Below are 15,990 nucleotides of genomic sequence, written 5' to 3' on the forward strand. Positions count from 1 at the left end.
TGCTCCGCAAAAGCAACCCCGCTCCTCAAAGTCATAATTTGCAGGCCCTCTAGCTTTCGACGCTGAGCTCGAAGATCGTCGAATGGTGTACGAGCCGGTCAATCGCGGCCACTGTCATGCCCGGGTCAGGGAAGACGTCATTCCAGCCGGAGAAAGGCTGGTTGGCCGTGTTTAAAAGGCTTTTGCGCTCGTACCTCTCGGCGGTCGGTTCGAATAGCACGCTGGTTCCAGCCTGGTCCTTTCTCGCGTACATCAGGTCGTCCAGATTGATGAGGTCGAAACGATCGAGCTTGGCGAGTGCAGAGGAAAGCTGCAGGCTCTTGCGCGCAGCCCCCAGCTTCTGTCCAAGTTCGCTCGTACGGGTGACCTCTCAGGCCGTTCAGATTCGGCAGCACAAGCGGAGCGTTCTGGAAGATGCAGTGAACCCGCTGGACGTCACCCGCAGGTCGCAGGCGCGTCAAGTTGCGTGGTTGCGCAATGATGTGGATCCGTTGTGTTTCGCGGGTCCAGGCATCTAGCGCTGGTTTGACGCGTAGCTCGAGCGGTAACGGTTCGAGCTCGACGGCCGGCGGATAGGTCGGCTCGGTACCAGGTGTCCGGCGCGTCGCCACCGATGGCGGGTCCTCTTCGAACATATCGAACTGGGTCATGACAATGCCTTTTCGGCCGCCACGAGAGCGGCGTTGAGATCTGCCATTGTCTGGTGGGTTCCACCCTTGTCCGGATGAGCTGCGCTTGCCAGGCGCTTAAAAGCCGCCCGCATCGTCGCCATGTTCCGTTCTGTCGCCGCGACGCCGAGCAGCTCGCGCCACGTCTTCGTGCCCGGTGGCACGGGCAACGCCTTGAATCCCACAACCGTCGCGCGGACCAGCGCCAAGGTACCGTGAGGCAGCTCGACGCGACGCGCCTCGAGCACGTGATGATCGCCTGCCGGTTCGCCGCCGGCGTCTGCCCGTAGCCATCAACGGGGATGCAGGAGTGCGCCCCGTCCCGGGTGAACCATACGGCCACTCCAGGATCCTTAGGAAGGTCTGCGCCAAGGGTGACGTTTGACGAAAGCACGATGTCGACGAGCGGTCGCCCACTGTCTGCGCGGAATCGGCGAAGCGAGTCCTGGACCTTCTTAAGCGCGCCGGTGACCGTGGTCTTGAAGGCCGCTTTTACCGGCGCGTCGCGCGCGGCATCAAAGGTGGCCACGCAAGCGGATAGGCAGTCGTCATTCGCTGTATTCCTCAAGTCATTGAGGCACACGAGCATCAGGCCAATATCGCCGCTGGCCAGCGATCGTGTCGCGCGCTCGAGCGAGGCCTTAATCATCAATGGCTGAGGATCTCAGTCACTCGCGGGATTTCTTCGGGCAGCACGTCGCCCAGTGTCTTTGTTTCGCTCATGGTTTGATCCTCTTAAATTCCACCACCCAGACCCAAGGGTTGAGGTCCCATCCATAGCCACGCTTGGCATTCAAGGTGTTCCAGAGCGACATATATGATCCAATCGGGTTACCCGATGCGCTGCCGTCCTCGTAGTAGTCCCGCCACATGTCCTGGAAGTCAGGGTCATCGGTCTTAAAAGACTCGATGCCTTCGGCGATCGCATCGGCTTCGCTGATGTCCTGCAACCGCTCGACGCGCACACCAATGTTCTCCAGCCAGATCCGCGATGCCCACTTCGGCATGAACATGCCTTGACGCCACGTCCCGCGCGGGCTAAATGCGTGCGCTGGCTCGGCGCGGTCCGCTTCGAACCAAAGGCCACCATTGTCTTGTAACCAGGTGCCGGGGTCCAGCTCGCGCGGCGCAAAGACGTCTGCGCGCGCGCCGACTGCCCACCGTTCCCGCACATACAGACGGTCGCCCGGCTGGCCGTAGGGTGAGTAGATTGTGATGTTCTGCAGGCGCGGACATAGCAGACCATCCAGCGGCCGCCTAAACCATTCGCCCATGAGGTTGCCTTTGTCGCTCACCTCCGGCTGTGCGCTAACGACTCGTCGGGTTTGCGTCTTGCTGCCGTCGAGCAGCGCTCGCACCATGGCGGCGCTGAATAGAATCGGGATTTCTTTCATCGCGTGATCCCGCGCCAGGTGAAATCGCCCTTGTCTTCGACGACCGCCGGTTCATCGTCCTTGCAGGCACACTCGAGCCCAATCAGGCGATCAGTGCCGGGGCGCCCGAAATAGCGAACAAAGCCATTAGGCACGTGGTTGTCTTCCTCGGTCTCGAGCAGATCGAACTGAGCACACACCCAAGGCGCGTCAGCTGTTGTGCACCGCTCGGGCACTCGATTCATCGGCTGCAGGCTGATGCTGACGTGAAACTCTGATCCCTCGTCCATTCCGCCCTCGGCGGCAGCGGCCTCCACTGCGCTGATAACGTAAAGAGCAGATGGCCAGTGATACCAGGTCTCGCTCTCAAAACCGCGCGCGACGCGTGCGTCTGGAGCGGGACCCTGAACCCAGCCGGATCCGGATGGGCGCCGTGGCTTAATAATTGAATGTTTCATTCCTTTGTTCCTTTCGCCGCGGTGGCAAGCGCGGCAGTGATTGCCCCGGAAACGGTATCGACTCGGCATCGACGAAGGAACGCTTCGCTTCGCGAGCTGGGAAGTGGTTCATACACCCATTCGCCGCGTTTCGACAGGCATTCGCGGCCCTTCATGACCCTCCGGCGATCGGGCCCACCGACCTGCCGTGCGCGTTGGACTTGCTCGCACGCGCACCTGGTCAATCGCCGACATAGCGGCGCTCAACGACATGTGCCAGATCCACACCGACTTTCGCGATGTCCTGCGTGATAGTCGTGAGGCAGCGGCCAGGGGATACGATCTCGACCGAAAGTGCCGCGACTACCGGAACAGTCGGCTCCCGCTGGTCAGCGGCGTGCTGATGCGCAAACGCTAGGATATTCACCTGCCCCCTCAGTACTACCGACAGCGCAACGAGCCCACAGTGCAACTAGGACGATGCGAGCGGACAGCCGCAGTTAGCGCCAGTGCATCGGAGCCAGATGCGAACAGATCACCGCCGCCAAGGACACCGCAGCGCTCCAGACCTGTTCCATCGCGGCCCCAGTCATCACTCCCACACCCGACGATAGAGATGCAGGTCTTTCGACCACGCAGCGAGATTTTTCCAGATCTTCTTAAGCGCGACGCCCGACGATCTAGCCGCCTCCTCAACAGCTTTAACCACAACCGGCACAGGCACCTCATCCAGAATGACGGAAACCTGCGGCTCATAGCCGGCGGGAATTTCTCCCGTTGCGAATGCGCGAGCAAGTTGGGCTTCCGTCAGCTTCCCCTTGTAGCTCACGTTCGCGCTAACGGATGCCTTGAACAGCCCCTTTTGTTCGGGCCTCGGACTGGCCGTCAGTTCGATCCCAAGAACAGTGAGAAGCGAGATAAGTTTGTTGATTCCCAGATCCTTCACCTTGCCAGTCTCAAGCTGGTTGACCGTGAACCGGGAGAGCCCGCTAAGCTTCGCGAGTTGCGCTTGCGTCAGGTCGAGCTCCGCCCGCCGTCTCGCGACTGACTGACCAATCTCGTAGAGTTGCATGATTACTCCTGCGCCAGAACGGAAAACACGATATCGAATATGTAAAATATATCCTACATTTTTGCGCAGGTATCTCGGCCGCAACATCTAATTGATCTGCCAGTTCCGTAACGTGTAACGTCGCCTCGCTATCAGACTAAACGCGCCCAAGCGCACGCAACAACGCACCGCGGCAGTCTGATACGATTTCTACAACATACGGACGGCTCTCGCAGCAACGCCAAGGAGATTGCTTTGCAATTCAATTCGGCCATCGACCCGGACATGCTCCGGGCTTATGAGGAAACCCATTATCGTGTCTTGGGCGATGCCCCGGTAACGCTACGTGTAGGGCACGCCAATCCCGATCTGGCCAAACTTCATCGGACCTTCGGCGTCGACTGTAGTGCGTTTATTACCGCGGCGAATCCGTTGAGCACATTGACCAGCACAACGGTGAACGCGGCCCGGCAAGCTGCACTTGCTGAGCAGCTTGCAATAATGAGCCTGCGTTTTATCGAAGGGATCGGCGAGCATCCTTCGGGAACATGGGCGGGTGAACCGAGTTTCCTCGTCCTTGGCCTGAAACTTAGTGATGCCAAACAACTTGGTACGAGACACGCGCAAAATGCAATCGTATGGTGCGGTTCAGACACCGTGCCTCAACTGATCCTGCTACGATAATTCGTGCAAGCGGTTAATGTGGCGCACCCTAAAATTCTCAGACCAGTGCCGCTATCAAGAACCCGCGTAGATGTTGCAGAAGCTGTACGGCCCGACACAGGCTTCGTGACTCGGGCTGCCCATATTCGCCGAGCGCGACGAGCTGGCGCTCGAGCCGGCTGCAACGCCGCCATAGGCCGACGCGCCTTGCTTTGCCTGCGTGACCTGATTTGTATAGATGCGAGCGACATCGGGATACGACGCGTTGCTAACGCGCTGTGACCCGTCTTGTTGCGCTTCAACGAGTTGCTGACGGACATCGGCGCGCGTCAGTCCTTGAGACTGAGCAAATGCGCTTGACGATGCGAGAACAGCGGCGGACATCACGAACAGGGCGATCTTTTTCATTTTCGACTCCAGAGTGTTTAACGGGTTGGTACTAGGGCGAACCCATTTTTTTCCCGTCTATTCCGGATAAATCGAAAATAATTTGCGAGGGTGCCGGGCGACGCTTAGCGCTGAGTTGCACTCGTCATTAGTGTCAGATCGAGGACTACCAGCCGTCGCGTGCGATTGCTTCTTCTGTACGATACGGTGTCGGCGCGTCGTACACGCCTTGACGCATGCACTCAGCACACCATCGTCGCGTGGCAACTTCCGCTTGCACGTCCCAGCTATGTCCGAACGCGCATTCCCATCGCAACGGCGTGATGGCATCGACATAGCTCGCCGACAGCAATCTCCCGCCCCGCTCCTCAGCAAGCGCCTTGAGACGCTCGGTATGCTGCTCGCGGCGCTGCGAAGCGCAGTTCATGCAGCGCACGTTCTGCGCGGCGCTGACGCCGTCGTCCCACGCGTGGCCCGCGCTCGCATTGCCAGCCCGCGTTAGCCATTTCATGGGTCCCAAGCGTTGCAAACGCCACCGCCCGGTCCGCGCGATGGCTTGCCGCCAGCGCCATGAGTGCCTCGCGCTCAGGCGCGTGTCTTGATTTGTGGTGATCCATCGGTATGGGTACCGCGATGTTGAAACGCCCCGCCACGCGACTCAATGCTTTCCGCCGCCCAGCGCTTCCGATCGCGACGTCGTCGTCACGATGCCATCGGGGCCGAAATGCGCATTGAACATGGCGTCACGCGTCACGCCGCCCTCTTCCCAATGCCAGCTCCACACGCGCTCTTGCTTGAGCGGATATTCGGCGATGGTCGTCGGCTTGCCCAGCAAGCGCCGCACTTCGTCCTGCGACATGCCCGGCCGTATCTTGGCGATGTTCGCAGCGGTCAGCACTTGCGTGACCGAAACGAACTTGCCGTTACGGTCGATATCGACGAAATAGGTGTTCGTCCCCGCCGGACCACGCGGATATTCGAAGCGCTTCGAGCCGTCGGTATAGTTGCGCGTCGTTTCGGGTTCGCCCATCTGGTCGAGAATCTGCGCCTCGGTCGTCACGCCCGGCGTCAGGTCCTTCAGCAGCAAGGTGTCCGGTTTGACGGCGTTAAAGAACGCTTTGAGCTTGTTCATGGCATCCGCGTTTTGCTGGTCGTTGCAGCCCGCAAGCAGCACGGCAGACACGCACGCGGTGGCGAGCAGGAACCGTTTCATATCGGCCTCGCTCCCGTTGCACGCGCGCTCTGCACCGTGTTCATCAGCCGGCCTTCTTCAATGATGGCACCGGATCCACGGCCTGCCCCGACTTGCGCAGTTCGAAGTGAAGCAACGGCTTGTTGCTCGGCCCGTTCCCCATTTCCGCGATATTCGCACCCTGGCGGACGGTATCGCCTTCCTTCACCAGCAGCTTGCCGTTGTGCGCATAGGCAGTCAGGAAGTCGTTGCTGTGCTTGACGATGATCATCTGGCCGTAAGCGCGCAAACCGCTGCCCGCATACACGACCCTGCCCGCCGCCGCGGCTTTCACCGGTTCGCCGAGCTTGCCGCCAATATCGATACCCTTGCTGCCGCCTTCGCCGAACTTCGTGATCACGTCGCCTTGTGCCGGCCACGTGAGCCACGCGCCCTTCGAGTTGATTGCGGGCGTGCTGGTGTCGGCCGGGGCGCTGTTGTTGCTCGCGGTCGCGGCCGGTGCGCCGATGATCGGCGGCCCGGCCTTCGATGGCGCCGCCGATGAAGCCTGTTTGCTCCAGTCGTCAGCGCTGGCGGCCGTGCCCGTGCTACCCGACGGCGCGACGCGCAACAACTGGTCGATGTTGACCTGTTTGCTTTCGGGCAGGTTGTTCCACTTGATGAGGTCGGACGGGCGCTGCTTTTGCGCACGGGCGATGCCATAAAGCGTATCGCCCGGCTTCACGCGATAAAACCCCGGCCCGGCATCCGCCTGCACCGGCGCGATGGCGGACGGTCCAGCCGCTGACCCGGCGCCCGGCGGCGTAGTAGGGATCACCGCTGGCGAACTCGCGCCGCCCGTGGACTGCTCGACGATAGGCGCGGGCGTCATCGCCGTCCCGCAACCGGCTATCGAAACGGCCACGCCAATGGAAACGAGCGCACCGAGCACTCCCCCGCGGCCGTTGACGGCCCATCCTGAATTACCTGAACGCGATACCGCCATGCTTGCCGTCTTCCCTGACTTCCAGATATTGATATTTCCGGGCTGCTTCCGAGCGCTCAGAACCGCATGCCGGCGCCACATCCGCCAAAAGCCCCGCCGTTCGTCGCGCTGCCGCCGCAGCCAAAAATCCCGCAGCCGGAGAGCAGCGCCGTTACACCCAGCACCGCCACCACCAGCCTGAGACGGCGCCAGTTACGCACCGCTCCCGATTCACTTCTTGTTCGTTCCAGCATTTGCTATAAGACCTCGCCAACCTTCGCCAGCATAAAACATTTAACGTTTATTCACGAAATACCAGCGTCGTTCATCTCGATATTCGAAACACCGAGCCAACAATTCGGCATTCTAACCTTTTACGTTTTGGCGGCGAAGACGCCGGCAGGCCGAATACTTTGCCCGTCATATTCACGCTTTTGAACCGCGCGCTTGAACCAATCAATCAGGCTTAATTACCCGATTTACGCCGCATGACTTTCCACAATGCGCCCAGCGCAATCGGCACGATTGCCGCGCACACGCCGATCAGCGCGATCACGTTCAGGTACTGGCGAATAAACGGAATATTGCCGAAGAAATAACCGAGCAATACGAGCAGCAATACCCAGAACAGTGCGCCGAGTATGTTGAACAATTGAAAACGCGAAGCTTTCATCGCCGATGCGCCCGCTACAAATGGCGCAAACGTCCGCACGATCGGCACGAAGCGCGCGAGAACGATGGTTTTGCCGCCATGGCGCTCATAGAAACCTTGCGTCTTGCGAAGCGCTTCGCGATCGAGGAAACGTTCGAGCACGGGAATGTGGGTATCGAAGACCTTGGGGCCGATCGCGCGGCCAATCCAGTAATTCACCGTGTTCCCGAGGATCGCCGCGATCAGCAGCAGCACGATCAACGCACCGAGATCCATTGATCCGCTCGCCGCAAACGCGCCGCCGATGAACAACAGCGAATCGCCCGGCAGGAACGGAAACACCACGAGTCCGGTTTCGCAGAACACGATCAGGAACAGCACCGCGTACACCCAGCCGCCGTAATGCTGGATGAAAAATCCAAGCGATTTGTCGATATGGAGAATAAGACTCAGGAATGACAGCAGCGTATCCAAAAGAGGGCCTCGACCAAGATGAAATAAGCGGAAAACTGGCAACGACTGCGTGCATGCGCGGGCATATCGTTGCAAAAACGTTGCGATAAAAACAGTCGCGCCATGATACCGAACTCGACGCCCGAAAATTCGCGAAGCGCGGTCTCATTGGCGGGTTTTCACGCCAATCGGCCGGTTTGCGCCGCTCCGCAACGCGTAGACCAGCTCGCCGTTCGATGACTCCGGCGAACGCGTAGTGGCAGACCGGACGGCGGCGAAATCGTTCACGGGCGTGAAGCTTTATAATTTCGGCATGCCCGATCTCATCGATTCATCCGACACGATTTCCGATTCCGCCGCCGCCGGGCGCTTGCCGCGCGCCTCGCGCGCCATACAGCCACTGCCCGACCAGCTGATCAGCCAGATCGCGGCGGGCGAGGTGGTGGAACGGCCGGCGTCCGTGGTCAAGGAATTGCTCGAAAACGCGCTGGATGCCGGCGCGTCGAGCTTGCGAATCACGCTCGACGAAGGCGGCGTGAAACGCATCATGATCGTCGACGATGGCTGCGGCATTCCCCCCGCCGAGCTTTCCCTAGCTTTGTTGCGCCACGCCACCAGCAAGATCCGCTCGCTCGCCGAGCTGGAAGCGGTGGCGTCGCTGGGGTTTCGCGGCGAGGCGTTGGCGTCGATTGCATCGGTGGCGGAGCTTTTCATCACCAGCCGGACCGCGACTTGCGCGCATGCTACGAAGATCGATGCCCAGACCGGCGCTATTTCGCCGGCGGCCGGAACGATCGGCACCACGATGGAAGTGCGCGAGTTGTACTTCAACACGCCCGCGCGCCGCAAATTCCTGAAAAGCGAGCAGACCGAACTCGGGCACTGCCTCGAAGTGATCCGGCGCGTGGCGCTGGCGAGGCCGGACATCGCGATATCGGTGATTCACAACGGCAAAGCCGTCGAGCACTGGAACGCGTCGGACCCGTCCACGCGCGTGGCAAAAATTCTCGGCGATGTCTTCGCCACCGCGCATCTGCCGCTCGACGAACGCGCCGGACCATTGGCCGTGTATGGCTGCGCCGGCCTGCCCACCGCGAGCCGCGGCCGCGCCGACCAGCAATACTTCTTCGTCAACGGACGCTTCGTGCGCGACAAGCTGCTGACGCACGCCGTGCGCGCCGCGTATGAGGACGTGCTGCACGGCAACCGGTATCCGTCGTACGTGCTGTTCCTCGATTTGCCGCCGGAATCCGTCGATGTGAACGTGCATCCATCGAAGATCGAAGTACGTTTCCGCGATTCGCGCTCGATTCACCAATACGTGTTCCATGCGGTGCAGCGGGCATTGGCGCGTAACGCGGGGGCATCGCCGGAAACGACGGCCGGTGGTCACGCCGCGCAGCTGGAGCCGACGGGAATCGCTTCGTTTAGTGCACGGCCGTATGCGGGCGCGGGTTTCGGTGGTGCGCTGAACAGCGACTCAACGCCCGGGCAGAGAAACGACACCGGTACGAACTGGCTGCGGCAATCTCGGATGACGCAAGGCAATCTGCCGGTTGCGCAGCCGCTGGCGCTCTACGACGCGCTGTTCGGCCGCCGCGATGTGAACGCAGGCACGCCGCAGGGCGCGACGCTTGCCGGCAGCGTAACGACAGACACCTATTCCCCGAATCAGCCCAGCGCTCCGCTCTACGCCTCGATGCCCGGCGCGCCGGATATGGCTGCCGATGAGCAGCCGTTGGGCTTCGCGCTCGGCCAGATTCACGGCATCTATGTGCTGGCGCAGAATGCGCAGGGTTTGATCATCGTGGACATGCACGCGGCCCACGAGCGCATCCTCTACGAGCAGTTCAAGAACTCGCTGGCTGACCGCGCAATCGCGGTTCAACCGTTGCTGATTCCGGTGACGATGACCGTCGATGCCGTCGAAATGGGCGTGGTCGAGGAAGAACGCGAAGTACTCGACGCGCTGGGATTCGATCTGGCGATTCTGTCGCCGGGTTCGATCGCGATCCGCGCGGTCCCTGCGCTGCTGAAAGATGCCGATTTGCAATCCCTCGCGCGGGCGGTGATTTCGGATTTGCAGGCTTACGGCGGCTCGCGGGTGTTGACCGAGCGCCAGCATGAATTGCTCGGCACGCTCGCCTGCCATCATGCGGTGCGGGCAAACCGGCGGCTGACGCTGGACGAAATGAACGGCCTGCTGCGCCAGATGGAAGCCACCGAGCGCGGCGACCAGTGCAACCACGGCCGTCCGACCTGGTTCCAGTTGACCCTCGGCGATCTCGATCGACTTTTCATGCGCGGACAATGAGCGCGCGGCGAATTGCTTGTTTGCTTGGGCCGACAGCATCGGGGAAAACGGCTGCGGCTTTGGCGTTCGCACAGCGCCGGCCGGTGGAAATCATTAGCGTTGATTCGGCGCTGGTTTATCGCGGCATGGATATAGGCACGGCTAAACCGACTGCGGAAGAACGCGCGCTGGCGCCGCATCATCTAATCGATATCATCGATCCGACTGAATCGTATTCAGCTGCTCAATTCCGCAATGATGCGTTGAAGCTGGTGGCGGAGATTGAAGCACGTGGACGCATTCCGTTATTGGTCGGCGGAACCATGTTGTATTACATGGCTTTGACGCGCGGCTTAAATGATTTACCGGAAGCGAATCCGGAAATGCGCGCGGCACTCGATGAAGAAGCCGCACGCGATGGCTGGCCGGCCTTGCATGCGCGACTGGCTGCGATTGATCCGGAAACCGCAGCGCGACTCGCGCCCAACGATTCGCAGCGAATCCAGCGTGCGCTGGAAGTGTTCCTGCTGAGTGGCAGGGCTTTATCCGCGATATTGAAAGACCCGAAAAAGAGTCAGGAAAGCGAACCTGAATTTGTCCCGATCGCGCTGGAGCCATCAGATAGAAGCGTGCTGCATAAGCGGATAGAAAAGCGCTTCGACGATATGTTGAAAGCGGGCCTGATTAAAGAAGTCGAGGCGTTACGCGCGCGGGGTGATTTAACGCCGGCCATGCCATCAATGCGCTGTGTGGGATATCGGCAAGTCTGGGAATACCTGGACCGGACTATCGACTACGCAACCATGCGCGATAAAGGCGTGTTCGCGACGCGTCAGTTGTGCAAACGCCAACTGACGTGGCTGAGAAGCATTGAGAATCGAACGATTGTGGATTGCGCCGTAGAAGGCGCCACCGAGGCGGCGCTGGCTCAAATTCAGAAGGCCATTGATGGATAACCAGATCGACGAGAAAACGCTTCAAACCACCGCGTTAATCGCGTCCCGCGTCCGGCGCGCCGCTTCGGCCGCGGCATCGGCAAAATCATCGCCTTTGCCGGCATAGATAATCGCGCGCGAGGAATTGATCAGCATTCCGCCTTTGCCCGACGAATCGCGTCCGGCACGAACAGTCGCTTCAACATCGCCACCTTGAGCGCCAATGCCCGGAATCAAAAGCGGCATATCGCCAACAATTGAACGCACGACCTCAATTTCGCGAGGAAACGTCGCGCCAACCACAAGCCCCAACTGCCCGTTCGCATTCCACTTCTCAGCCGCAAGCCGCGCCACGATCTGATAAACCGGTGTTCCATCGACTTCAAGAAACTGCAGATCCGAGCCGCCGGCATTCGACGTGCGGCACAGCACGATCACACCCTTTCCATCATGTTCCAGGTACGGCTGAACCGAATCAAACCCCATGTAAGGATTGACGGTAACGGCATCGGCTTTATATCGATCAAACGCTTCAATGGCGTATTGCTCGGCGGTGCTGCCGATATCGCCACGTTTGGCGTCCAGGATCACCGGCAATCCCGGATGCCTGGCATGAATATGCTCGATCAACTGCTCAAGCTGATCTTCCGCCCGATGCGCGGAGAAATACGCAATCTGCGGTTTAAACGAACAGGCATAGGGCGCCGTCGCGTCGACAATGTCGCGGCAAAATTCGAAGATTGAATCAGCACGCCCCTTCAACGCACCCGGAAACTTTGAAGGCTCCGGGTCGAGCCCGACACAAAGCAGGGATTGGGTCCGCGACCACGCGGCATTGAGCGATTCGATGAAAGACATGGGCATCCGGGGCGAGAAGGCTGAAGAAGGCTGATAAGCGATGCCGCATTTTAACGCGCCGCCGCCACGTTCCTTCACGCGCAGCGATCCCGCTAATCGCTAACGCGCCGCCACCGCCGTCTTGCGCGCTTTCTGCCCTGCAGGCTGCTTCGGCCGTCCACGCCGCTTCGCTTCCCCCGACCGTTCAACCGTAAAGCTGAACTCGCGGGTCAGGCGCTCGCCTGGCGCCAGCACCGTCATGCCGTGAGCTGCGCCGCCGCCGGGCAGATTCACCGCGTTGATCGGGTGATCGACGGGTTCAAAGCAGAAGAAATTCTGACCAGCCGGCGCGTAGAGCACGTAGTAGTCGGTATCGGCGCAAATGGTCAGCGACAAGCGCCGCTTCGGCCACATCACGCTCGTACGCCCGCTCCACCCGGTGAACGCGTTGTTCACCATCGCGGCGGGCATGGGGTAAGCCACGCCGAATTGCCACGCGGGCGGCGCCGGAACGTGACGGATTGGCAGGAAATCGTCGCCGCAAAGCCACAAGCCATCGGCGGCCGCTGACAACTCGGTATCGGCTTCGCGGGTGAGGAACGGATGCAATCCAAGCCCGAACGGCAACGCATCACGCCCTGTATTCTCGACAGAGAGCGTCACCACCAGCGTCGACGCTTCCAGCATGAACGACTGGCTCGCCGTGTACGAATAGGGCGAGCCATTGCGACGATCGAGCGTCAGCCGCACATGCGTCGAGCTCTCGGAGGCCACGTCCCACGCGCCCAGCCAGCCATCGCCATGAAGCGGCAGCGGCTCACCGGGCCGGTTGCACGGCACATCGACACCGCGGCCGAGAAATTGAAACCGCCCGCCGCCGATGCGATTCGAATACGGCAGCAGCGGATAACACGCGAGTTCATTCGGATCGGTGGCCGCGCTCGGTGCGAGGCACGGCCGGAAGACGGGCACGAGCGCGCCGTCGCTGCGCCAGTCGAAGCGTGTGATACCGCCGCCAAGCGCCGGCGCGACATCGAGACGTAGTTGCGCGTTAGCGAGCGTGATGCAACCGTTGACGCCCGCGCCACCCATCGCGACGACCGACGTGGCGGGTCCCGGGCGAATTGGCGGCTCAGTTGCGGCCGCGAGCTTCGATCGGCGGCTGGGCACGGCTGGCCGGGACGACGCTGGTGGTGGCGTGGAGCTTCCTGCTGGGCGGGCAACGGTCATGGTGGCTGACTCCGAACGAGAGGCGATCAATCCCGTGGTCCTGGCCTGAGGCGCCAGCGTGCCCGGGATGCTGCGGGCAGCGCGTCATGCGCACCGCCTCATATTTTTGCTGCGGCTCTGCAGCGCGACGCGTATAGCGCACGCCGCATCCACATCCGCTCAATGCGTATGGTTATGCCCGCGAAACACCGGCTCGGCGATACCCGTTGCCAACGGTGTCGCAACAAAAATCCCACCCGCGTGCGGATCGTCCAGCAACGCGTCCGCATCTAATCCGACCCGCGCACTCGTGATGTATGCGGTGTCGAGTTGCGCGCCACCGAATGCGACGCAGCTCGGCTGCGCCGTCGGCACGTCGATACGCGCTGTCTCGCGGCCATCGGCGTCATAACGCACTACACGCCTGCCGCCCCACTGAGCGTTCCACAGGCCGCCATCGCTATCGACGGCAGACCCGTCCGGCTCACCGGTCGCATCCGTCAACTCGACAAACACGCGCTGGGCGCCAAACGAATCGTAGTCACATACGCGAATCACGCGCTCCGGCGAATCGCAGAAATACATGCGCGATCCGTCCGGACTGAACGCGATGCTGTTCGAAATCGCGCACTCGCCAAGCGGCAAGCGCTCGAGCGACAAATCCAGGTTCAATCGATAAAACCCGCCAATCTTCTCCGCCGTCGCCACGTCGTGTTTCGTCCCGAACACAAAGCGGCCCTGGCGATCGCATTTGCCGTCGTTGATGCGCGTCGGCAGATCGGCTTCCACCGTCATGATCGTTTCGATCACGCCAGTCTTCAGGTTAAAAAACGCCAAACGCGAAGCCAGGCCGAGCAGTAGCATGTCAGCATCGGCGCATAACGCGAAGCACGCAAGCCGTTCCGGCATGTCGAACGAAACGCTGCTGGCATCGCGGGGATCGTAGCGCCACAGACGCTCGCCTTCAATATCCGTCCAGTAAAAGCGCCCGGTTTCAGCGCACCACGTCGCGCCTTCACCCAGCGCACACTGACTGTCGACCAGCAGATCCGCTTTCATGCCCAGCCTCCGTCAATGACCACTTCCTGCGCGGTCATCATGCTGCTGTCATCCGATGCCAGGAACAACGCGGCGCGCGCGAGATCCACGGGCAGCAATTCGGCATCGATACACTGGCCGTCCTTGATCGCGCGGCGGCCGGCGTCGTCAAGCCACAGACGACGTTGCTTGTCGGTCATCACCCAGCCCGGCACGAGCGTGTTGACCCGGATATTGAACGGGCCGAGATCGCGCGCGAGGCCATTCGTCATACCTTGAATGGCGGCCTTTGCCGTGGTGTAGACCGGGAAATTGCCTTGTTTAAGCATCCAGCTAATTGAGCCGAGATTTACGATCGACCCGCCGCCAAGCTGCTTCATGTCGTCGATAACCGCCTGCGCCGCGAAAAACTGATGGCGCAGATTCACCGCGATACCCGCGTCGTAGGACTCGGGCGTGACGTCCTCGATCTTGTGACGCTTGTCGTTCGCCGCGTTGTTCACGAGCACGCCGATAAGCCCCAGCGTGCTGCGAACATCGGCGATGCCTTTGCGCAACGCGTCGATATTCGTGAGATCGACGCGCAGGAACATGGGCCGGAACTGACCATCGGCCAGATCCGCGCCGAGCTGATCGGCGAGCGCCTCGCCGGCGTCCGTATCGATATCGAAGAAGGCGACCTTCGCGCCCTGATCGAAGAAATGCTCGACGAACGCCGCGCCAATGCCCGTTGCGCCGCCGGTGATCAGCACGACTTTTCCGGCAAGGCTCGGATAGCGCGCGAGGTTTTTATCGACTGAACTGGCCATTTGCTTCAACCCCACATTTAGTCTCGTGAGCCGCGATTCTTCAACTGATCGAGCAGCACTGCGGCAAGCAGGATCGCGCCGCGCACGAGGTACTGATAGAACGCGTCTATGTTCATCAGGTTCATCACGTTCTCGACCGTACCCATGATCAGCACGCCGATCACCACGCCCGAGATGGTCGCGCGGCCACCCAGCAGCGACACGCCGCCGAGCACGCACGCGGAAATCACGTTGAGCTCGAAGCCGTCGGCGGCGTTCGGTTGACCCGACGTAATCCGTGACGCCAGGATCACCCCGGCGAGCGCGGCCACCGCGCCCTGGATCAGGAAAATCCAGACACGCGTGCGTTCTACATTAATACCTGCCAAACGTGACGCTTCCGCGTTACCGCCGATCGCGAGCGTATTCCGCCCGTACACCGTCTGATTCAGCAGCACGCCGAACACGATAAAACAAGCCAGCGTGACCCAGATCGGCAGCGAGACGCCGAACATGGTCAAGCCGCCAAGCGCAATAAACGTATCCGACGACACGCCCACCGCCTGCCCGTGCGAGACGATAAACCCAAGCCCGCGCACGACTTCCATCGTAGCCAGCGTAGTAATCAGCGCGTTGATCCGCAAGTACGCAATGACCGCGCCGTTCACGAAACCGATCGCCGAGCCCGCCGCCACCGCCGCGATAATCGCAATAAACGTGTTACCTGTCGCGTTCAACACCATCGCGCAAAGCACGCCGGCGAACGCCACCGTGGACCCGACCGACAAGTCGAAATCGCGCGAGGCGAGGCAGAACATCATCGTGCAAGCGACCATGCCGATCTGCGAAATCGACAGGGCCAGGCCGAGCATGTTCTCGATCGAGAAGAAGTGATCGACCGTGAGCGACATCGTGATGAACATCAAGACGAAGATCACGACGAGACTGTATTCGGTGATCTGCTGCCACCACTTCTGCTTGTCGTTTTTCGCTGGCACCAGCGTGTTGGTAATGTTTTCCCTGACTTCCATGATGTCCTCCATCTCCACT

General features: G+C 60.8%; 19 protein-coding genes and 1 pseudogene. 3 read left to right on the forward strand and 17 right to left on the reverse strand.

Annotation, left to right across the window (positions count from 1 at the left end):
- Window positions 1-49: 49 nt before the first annotated feature.
- The 6 genes and pseudogenes from ACSQ83_RS12985 to ACSQ83_RS13010 form a co-directional block, all read right to left on the reverse strand.
- Window positions 50-364: pseudogene (locus ACSQ83_RS12985) on the reverse strand (ATP-binding protein); the annotation flags it as partial.
- Window positions 365-646: 282 nt separating this feature from the next.
- On the reverse strand, window positions 647-916 hold the full coding sequence (locus ACSQ83_RS12990) for a hypothetical protein (RefSeq protein ID WP_436228400.1): 270 nt from the start codon (window positions 914-916) through the stop codon (window positions 647-649).
- A gap of 471 nt (window positions 917-1,387) precedes the next feature.
- Window positions 1,388-2,062 carry a hypothetical protein gene (locus tag ACSQ83_RS12995; protein WP_436228401.1) on the reverse strand — a complete coding sequence of 225 codons (675 nt, stop codon included), beginning with the start codon at window positions 2,060-2,062 and terminating at the stop codon, window positions 1,388-1,390.
- Window positions 2,059-2,499, reverse strand: coding sequence for a hypothetical protein (locus tag ACSQ83_RS13000; protein WP_436228402.1), 441 nt, complete (start codon window positions 2,497-2,499; stop codon window positions 2,059-2,061). Before ACSQ83_RS13000 ends, ACSQ83_RS12995 begins: the two co-directional genes overlap by 4 nt.
- A gap of 220 nt (window positions 2,500-2,719) precedes the next feature.
- Window positions 2,720-2,905, reverse strand: a complete 186-nt coding sequence (locus ACSQ83_RS13005) for a hypothetical protein (protein WP_436228403.1) — start codon at window positions 2,903-2,905, stop codon at window positions 2,720-2,722.
- A 165-nt stretch (window positions 2,906-3,070) separates the two neighbouring features.
- On the reverse strand, window positions 3,071-3,550 hold the full coding sequence (locus ACSQ83_RS13010; protein ID WP_436228404.1) for a helix-turn-helix transcriptional regulator: 480 nt from the start codon (window positions 3,548-3,550) through the stop codon (window positions 3,071-3,073).
- 264 nt (window positions 3,551-3,814) lie between these two features.
- Between ACSQ83_RS13010 and ACSQ83_RS13015 the strand changes: the two genes are divergently transcribed.
- Window positions 3,815-4,213, forward strand: coding sequence for a DUF3293 domain-containing protein (locus tag ACSQ83_RS13015; RefSeq protein ID WP_436228487.1), 399 nt, complete (start codon window positions 3,815-3,817; stop codon window positions 4,211-4,213).
- A 54-nt stretch (window positions 4,214-4,267) separates the two neighbouring features.
- Here the strand turns inward: ACSQ83_RS13015 and ACSQ83_RS13020 are convergent, their stop codons facing one another.
- The 6 genes from ACSQ83_RS13020 to ACSQ83_RS13045 all read right to left on the reverse strand — a co-directional run bounded on the left by ACSQ83_RS13020 (window position 4,268) and on the right by ACSQ83_RS13045 (window position 7,861).
- Window positions 4,268-4,600: a DUF4148 domain-containing protein gene (locus ACSQ83_RS13020; RefSeq protein ID WP_436228405.1), complete on the reverse strand. Its 333-nt coding sequence runs from the start codon at window positions 4,598-4,600 to the stop codon at window positions 4,268-4,270.
- A 145-nt stretch (window positions 4,601-4,745) separates the two neighbouring features.
- The gene (locus ACSQ83_RS13025) at window positions 4,746-5,090 is read right to left on the reverse strand and encodes a hypothetical protein (RefSeq protein WP_436228406.1); all 345 of its coding nucleotides are present in this window, start codon (window positions 5,088-5,090) and stop codon (window positions 4,746-4,748) included.
- 147 nt (window positions 5,091-5,237) lie between these two features.
- Window positions 5,238-5,792: an outer membrane protein assembly factor BamE domain-containing protein gene (gene bamE / locus ACSQ83_RS13030; protein WP_436228407.1), complete on the reverse strand. Its 555-nt coding sequence runs from the start codon at window positions 5,790-5,792 to the stop codon at window positions 5,238-5,240.
- Window positions 5,793-5,835: 43 nt separating this feature from the next.
- The gene (locus tag ACSQ83_RS13035; protein ID WP_436228408.1) at window positions 5,836-6,756 is read right to left on the reverse strand and encodes a peptidoglycan DD-metalloendopeptidase family protein; all 921 of its coding nucleotides are present in this window, start codon (window positions 6,754-6,756) and stop codon (window positions 5,836-5,838) included.
- Window positions 6,757-6,812: 56 nt separating this feature from the next.
- Complete coding sequence (locus ACSQ83_RS13040; RefSeq protein ID WP_436228409.1) at window positions 6,813-6,989, reverse strand: hypothetical protein; 177 nt, start codon at window positions 6,987-6,989, stop codon at window positions 6,813-6,815.
- A 212-nt stretch (window positions 6,990-7,201) separates the two neighbouring features.
- Window positions 7,202-7,861, reverse strand: coding sequence for a VTT domain-containing protein (locus ACSQ83_RS13045; protein WP_436228410.1), 660 nt, complete (start codon window positions 7,859-7,861; stop codon window positions 7,202-7,204).
- A 292-nt stretch (window positions 7,862-8,153) separates the two neighbouring features.
- Here ACSQ83_RS13045 and mutL point away from each other — a divergent pair, with 292 nt between their 5' ends.
- Together mutL and miaA are read left to right on the forward strand one after the other, a co-directional pair.
- A complete protein-coding gene (gene mutL / locus ACSQ83_RS13050; protein WP_436228488.1) occupies window positions 8,154-10,154 on the forward strand; it encodes a DNA mismatch repair endonuclease MutL in 2,001 nt (666 codons plus the stop codon).
- Window positions 10,151-11,089: a tRNA (adenosine(37)-N6)-dimethylallyltransferase MiaA gene (gene miaA / locus ACSQ83_RS13055; RefSeq protein WP_436228411.1), complete on the forward strand. Its 939-nt coding sequence runs from the start codon at window positions 10,151-10,153 to the stop codon at window positions 11,087-11,089. The genes mutL and miaA overlap by 4 nt, the downstream gene beginning before the upstream one ends.
- Window positions 11,090-11,110: 21 nt before the next feature.
- Here the strand turns inward: miaA and pyrF are convergent, their stop codons facing one another.
- From pyrF to araH, 5 genes are all read right to left on the reverse strand, one after another.
- Window positions 11,111-11,926, reverse strand: a complete 816-nt coding sequence (gene pyrF, locus ACSQ83_RS13060; RefSeq protein WP_436228412.1) for an orotidine-5'-phosphate decarboxylase — start codon at window positions 11,924-11,926, stop codon at window positions 11,111-11,113.
- Window positions 11,927-12,025: 99 nt separating this feature from the next.
- On the reverse strand, window positions 12,026-13,135 hold the full coding sequence (locus tag ACSQ83_RS13065; protein WP_436228413.1) for an aldose 1-epimerase: 1,110 nt from the start codon (window positions 13,133-13,135) through the stop codon (window positions 12,026-12,028).
- Between the two features lie 159 nt (window positions 13,136-13,294).
- Window positions 13,295-14,173, reverse strand: a complete 879-nt coding sequence (locus ACSQ83_RS13070) for an SMP-30/gluconolactonase/LRE family protein (RefSeq protein ID WP_436228414.1) — start codon at window positions 14,171-14,173, stop codon at window positions 13,295-13,297.
- The gene (locus ACSQ83_RS13075) at window positions 14,170-14,961 is read right to left on the reverse strand and encodes an SDR family NAD(P)-dependent oxidoreductase (protein WP_436228489.1); all 792 of its coding nucleotides are present in this window, start codon (window positions 14,959-14,961) and stop codon (window positions 14,170-14,172) included. The genes ACSQ83_RS13070 and ACSQ83_RS13075 overlap by 4 nt, the downstream gene beginning before the upstream one ends.
- Before the next feature lie 17 nt (window positions 14,962-14,978).
- Complete coding sequence (gene araH, locus ACSQ83_RS13080) at window positions 14,979-15,971, reverse strand: L-arabinose ABC transporter permease AraH (protein WP_436228415.1); 993 nt, start codon at window positions 15,969-15,971, stop codon at window positions 14,979-14,981.
- Window positions 15,972-15,990: the final 19 nt, after the last annotated feature.

Origin of the sequence: Caballeronia sp. LjRoot29, from assembly GCF_964252755.1 — a bacterium.
Classification (GTDB): Bacteria; Pseudomonadota; Gammaproteobacteria; order Burkholderiales; family Burkholderiaceae; genus Caballeronia.

Bases quoted from the DNA above. Each gene is read 5' to 3' on its own strand.
- ACSQ83_RS13070 (WP_436228414.1), bottom strand. From the start codon at position 14,173: ATGAAAGCGGATCTGCTGGTCGACAGTCAGTGTGCGCTGGGTGAAGGC.
- ACSQ83_RS13015 (WP_436228487.1), top strand. From the start codon at position 3,815: ATGCTCCGGGCTTATGAGGAAACCCATTATCGTGTCTTGGGCGATGCC.
- mutL (WP_436228488.1), top strand. From the start codon at position 8,154: ATGCCCGATCTCATCGATTCATCCGACACGATTTCCGATTCCGCCGCC.
- bamE (WP_436228407.1), bottom strand. From the start codon at position 5,792: ATGAAACGGTTCCTGCTCGCCACCGCGTGCGTGTCTGCCGTGCTGCTT.
- ACSQ83_RS12995 (WP_436228401.1), bottom strand. From the start codon at position 2,062: ATGAAAGAAATCCCGATTCTATTCAGCGCCGCCATGGTGCGAGCGCTG.
- pyrF (WP_436228412.1), bottom strand. From the start codon at position 11,926: ATGTCTTTCATCGAATCGCTCAATGCCGCGTGGTCGCGGACCCAATCC.
- ACSQ83_RS13025 (WP_436228406.1), bottom strand. From the start codon at position 5,090: ATGAAATGGCTAACGCGGGCTGGCAATGCGAGCGCGGGCCACGCGTGG.
- miaA (WP_436228411.1), top strand. From the start codon at position 10,151: ATGAGCGCGCGGCGAATTGCTTGTTTGCTTGGGCCGACAGCATCGGGG.
- ACSQ83_RS13065 (WP_436228413.1), bottom strand. From the start codon at position 13,135: ATGACCGTTGCCCGCCCAGCAGGAAGCTCCACGCCACCACCAGCGTCG.
- ACSQ83_RS13075 (WP_436228489.1), bottom strand. From the start codon at position 14,961: ATGGCCAGTTCAGTCGATAAAAACCTCGCGCGCTATCCGAGCCTTGCC.
- ACSQ83_RS13040 (WP_436228409.1), bottom strand. From the start codon at position 6,989: ATGCTGGAACGAACAAGAAGTGAATCGGGAGCGGTGCGTAACTGGCGC.
- araH (WP_436228415.1), bottom strand. From the start codon at position 15,971: ATGGAAGTCAGGGAAAACATTACCAACACGCTGGTGCCAGCGAAAAAC.
- ACSQ83_RS13010 (WP_436228404.1), bottom strand. From the start codon at position 3,550: ATGCAACTCTACGAGATTGGTCAGTCAGTCGCGAGACGGCGGGCGGAG.
- ACSQ83_RS13000 (WP_436228402.1), bottom strand. From the start codon at position 2,499: ATGAAACATTCAATTATTAAGCCACGGCGCCCATCCGGATCCGGCTGG.
- ACSQ83_RS13035 (WP_436228408.1), bottom strand. From the start codon at position 6,756: ATGGCGGTATCGCGTTCAGGTAATTCAGGATGGGCCGTCAACGGCCGC.
- ACSQ83_RS13020 (WP_436228405.1), bottom strand. From the start codon at position 4,600: ATGAAAAAGATCGCCCTGTTCGTGATGTCCGCCGCTGTTCTCGCATCG.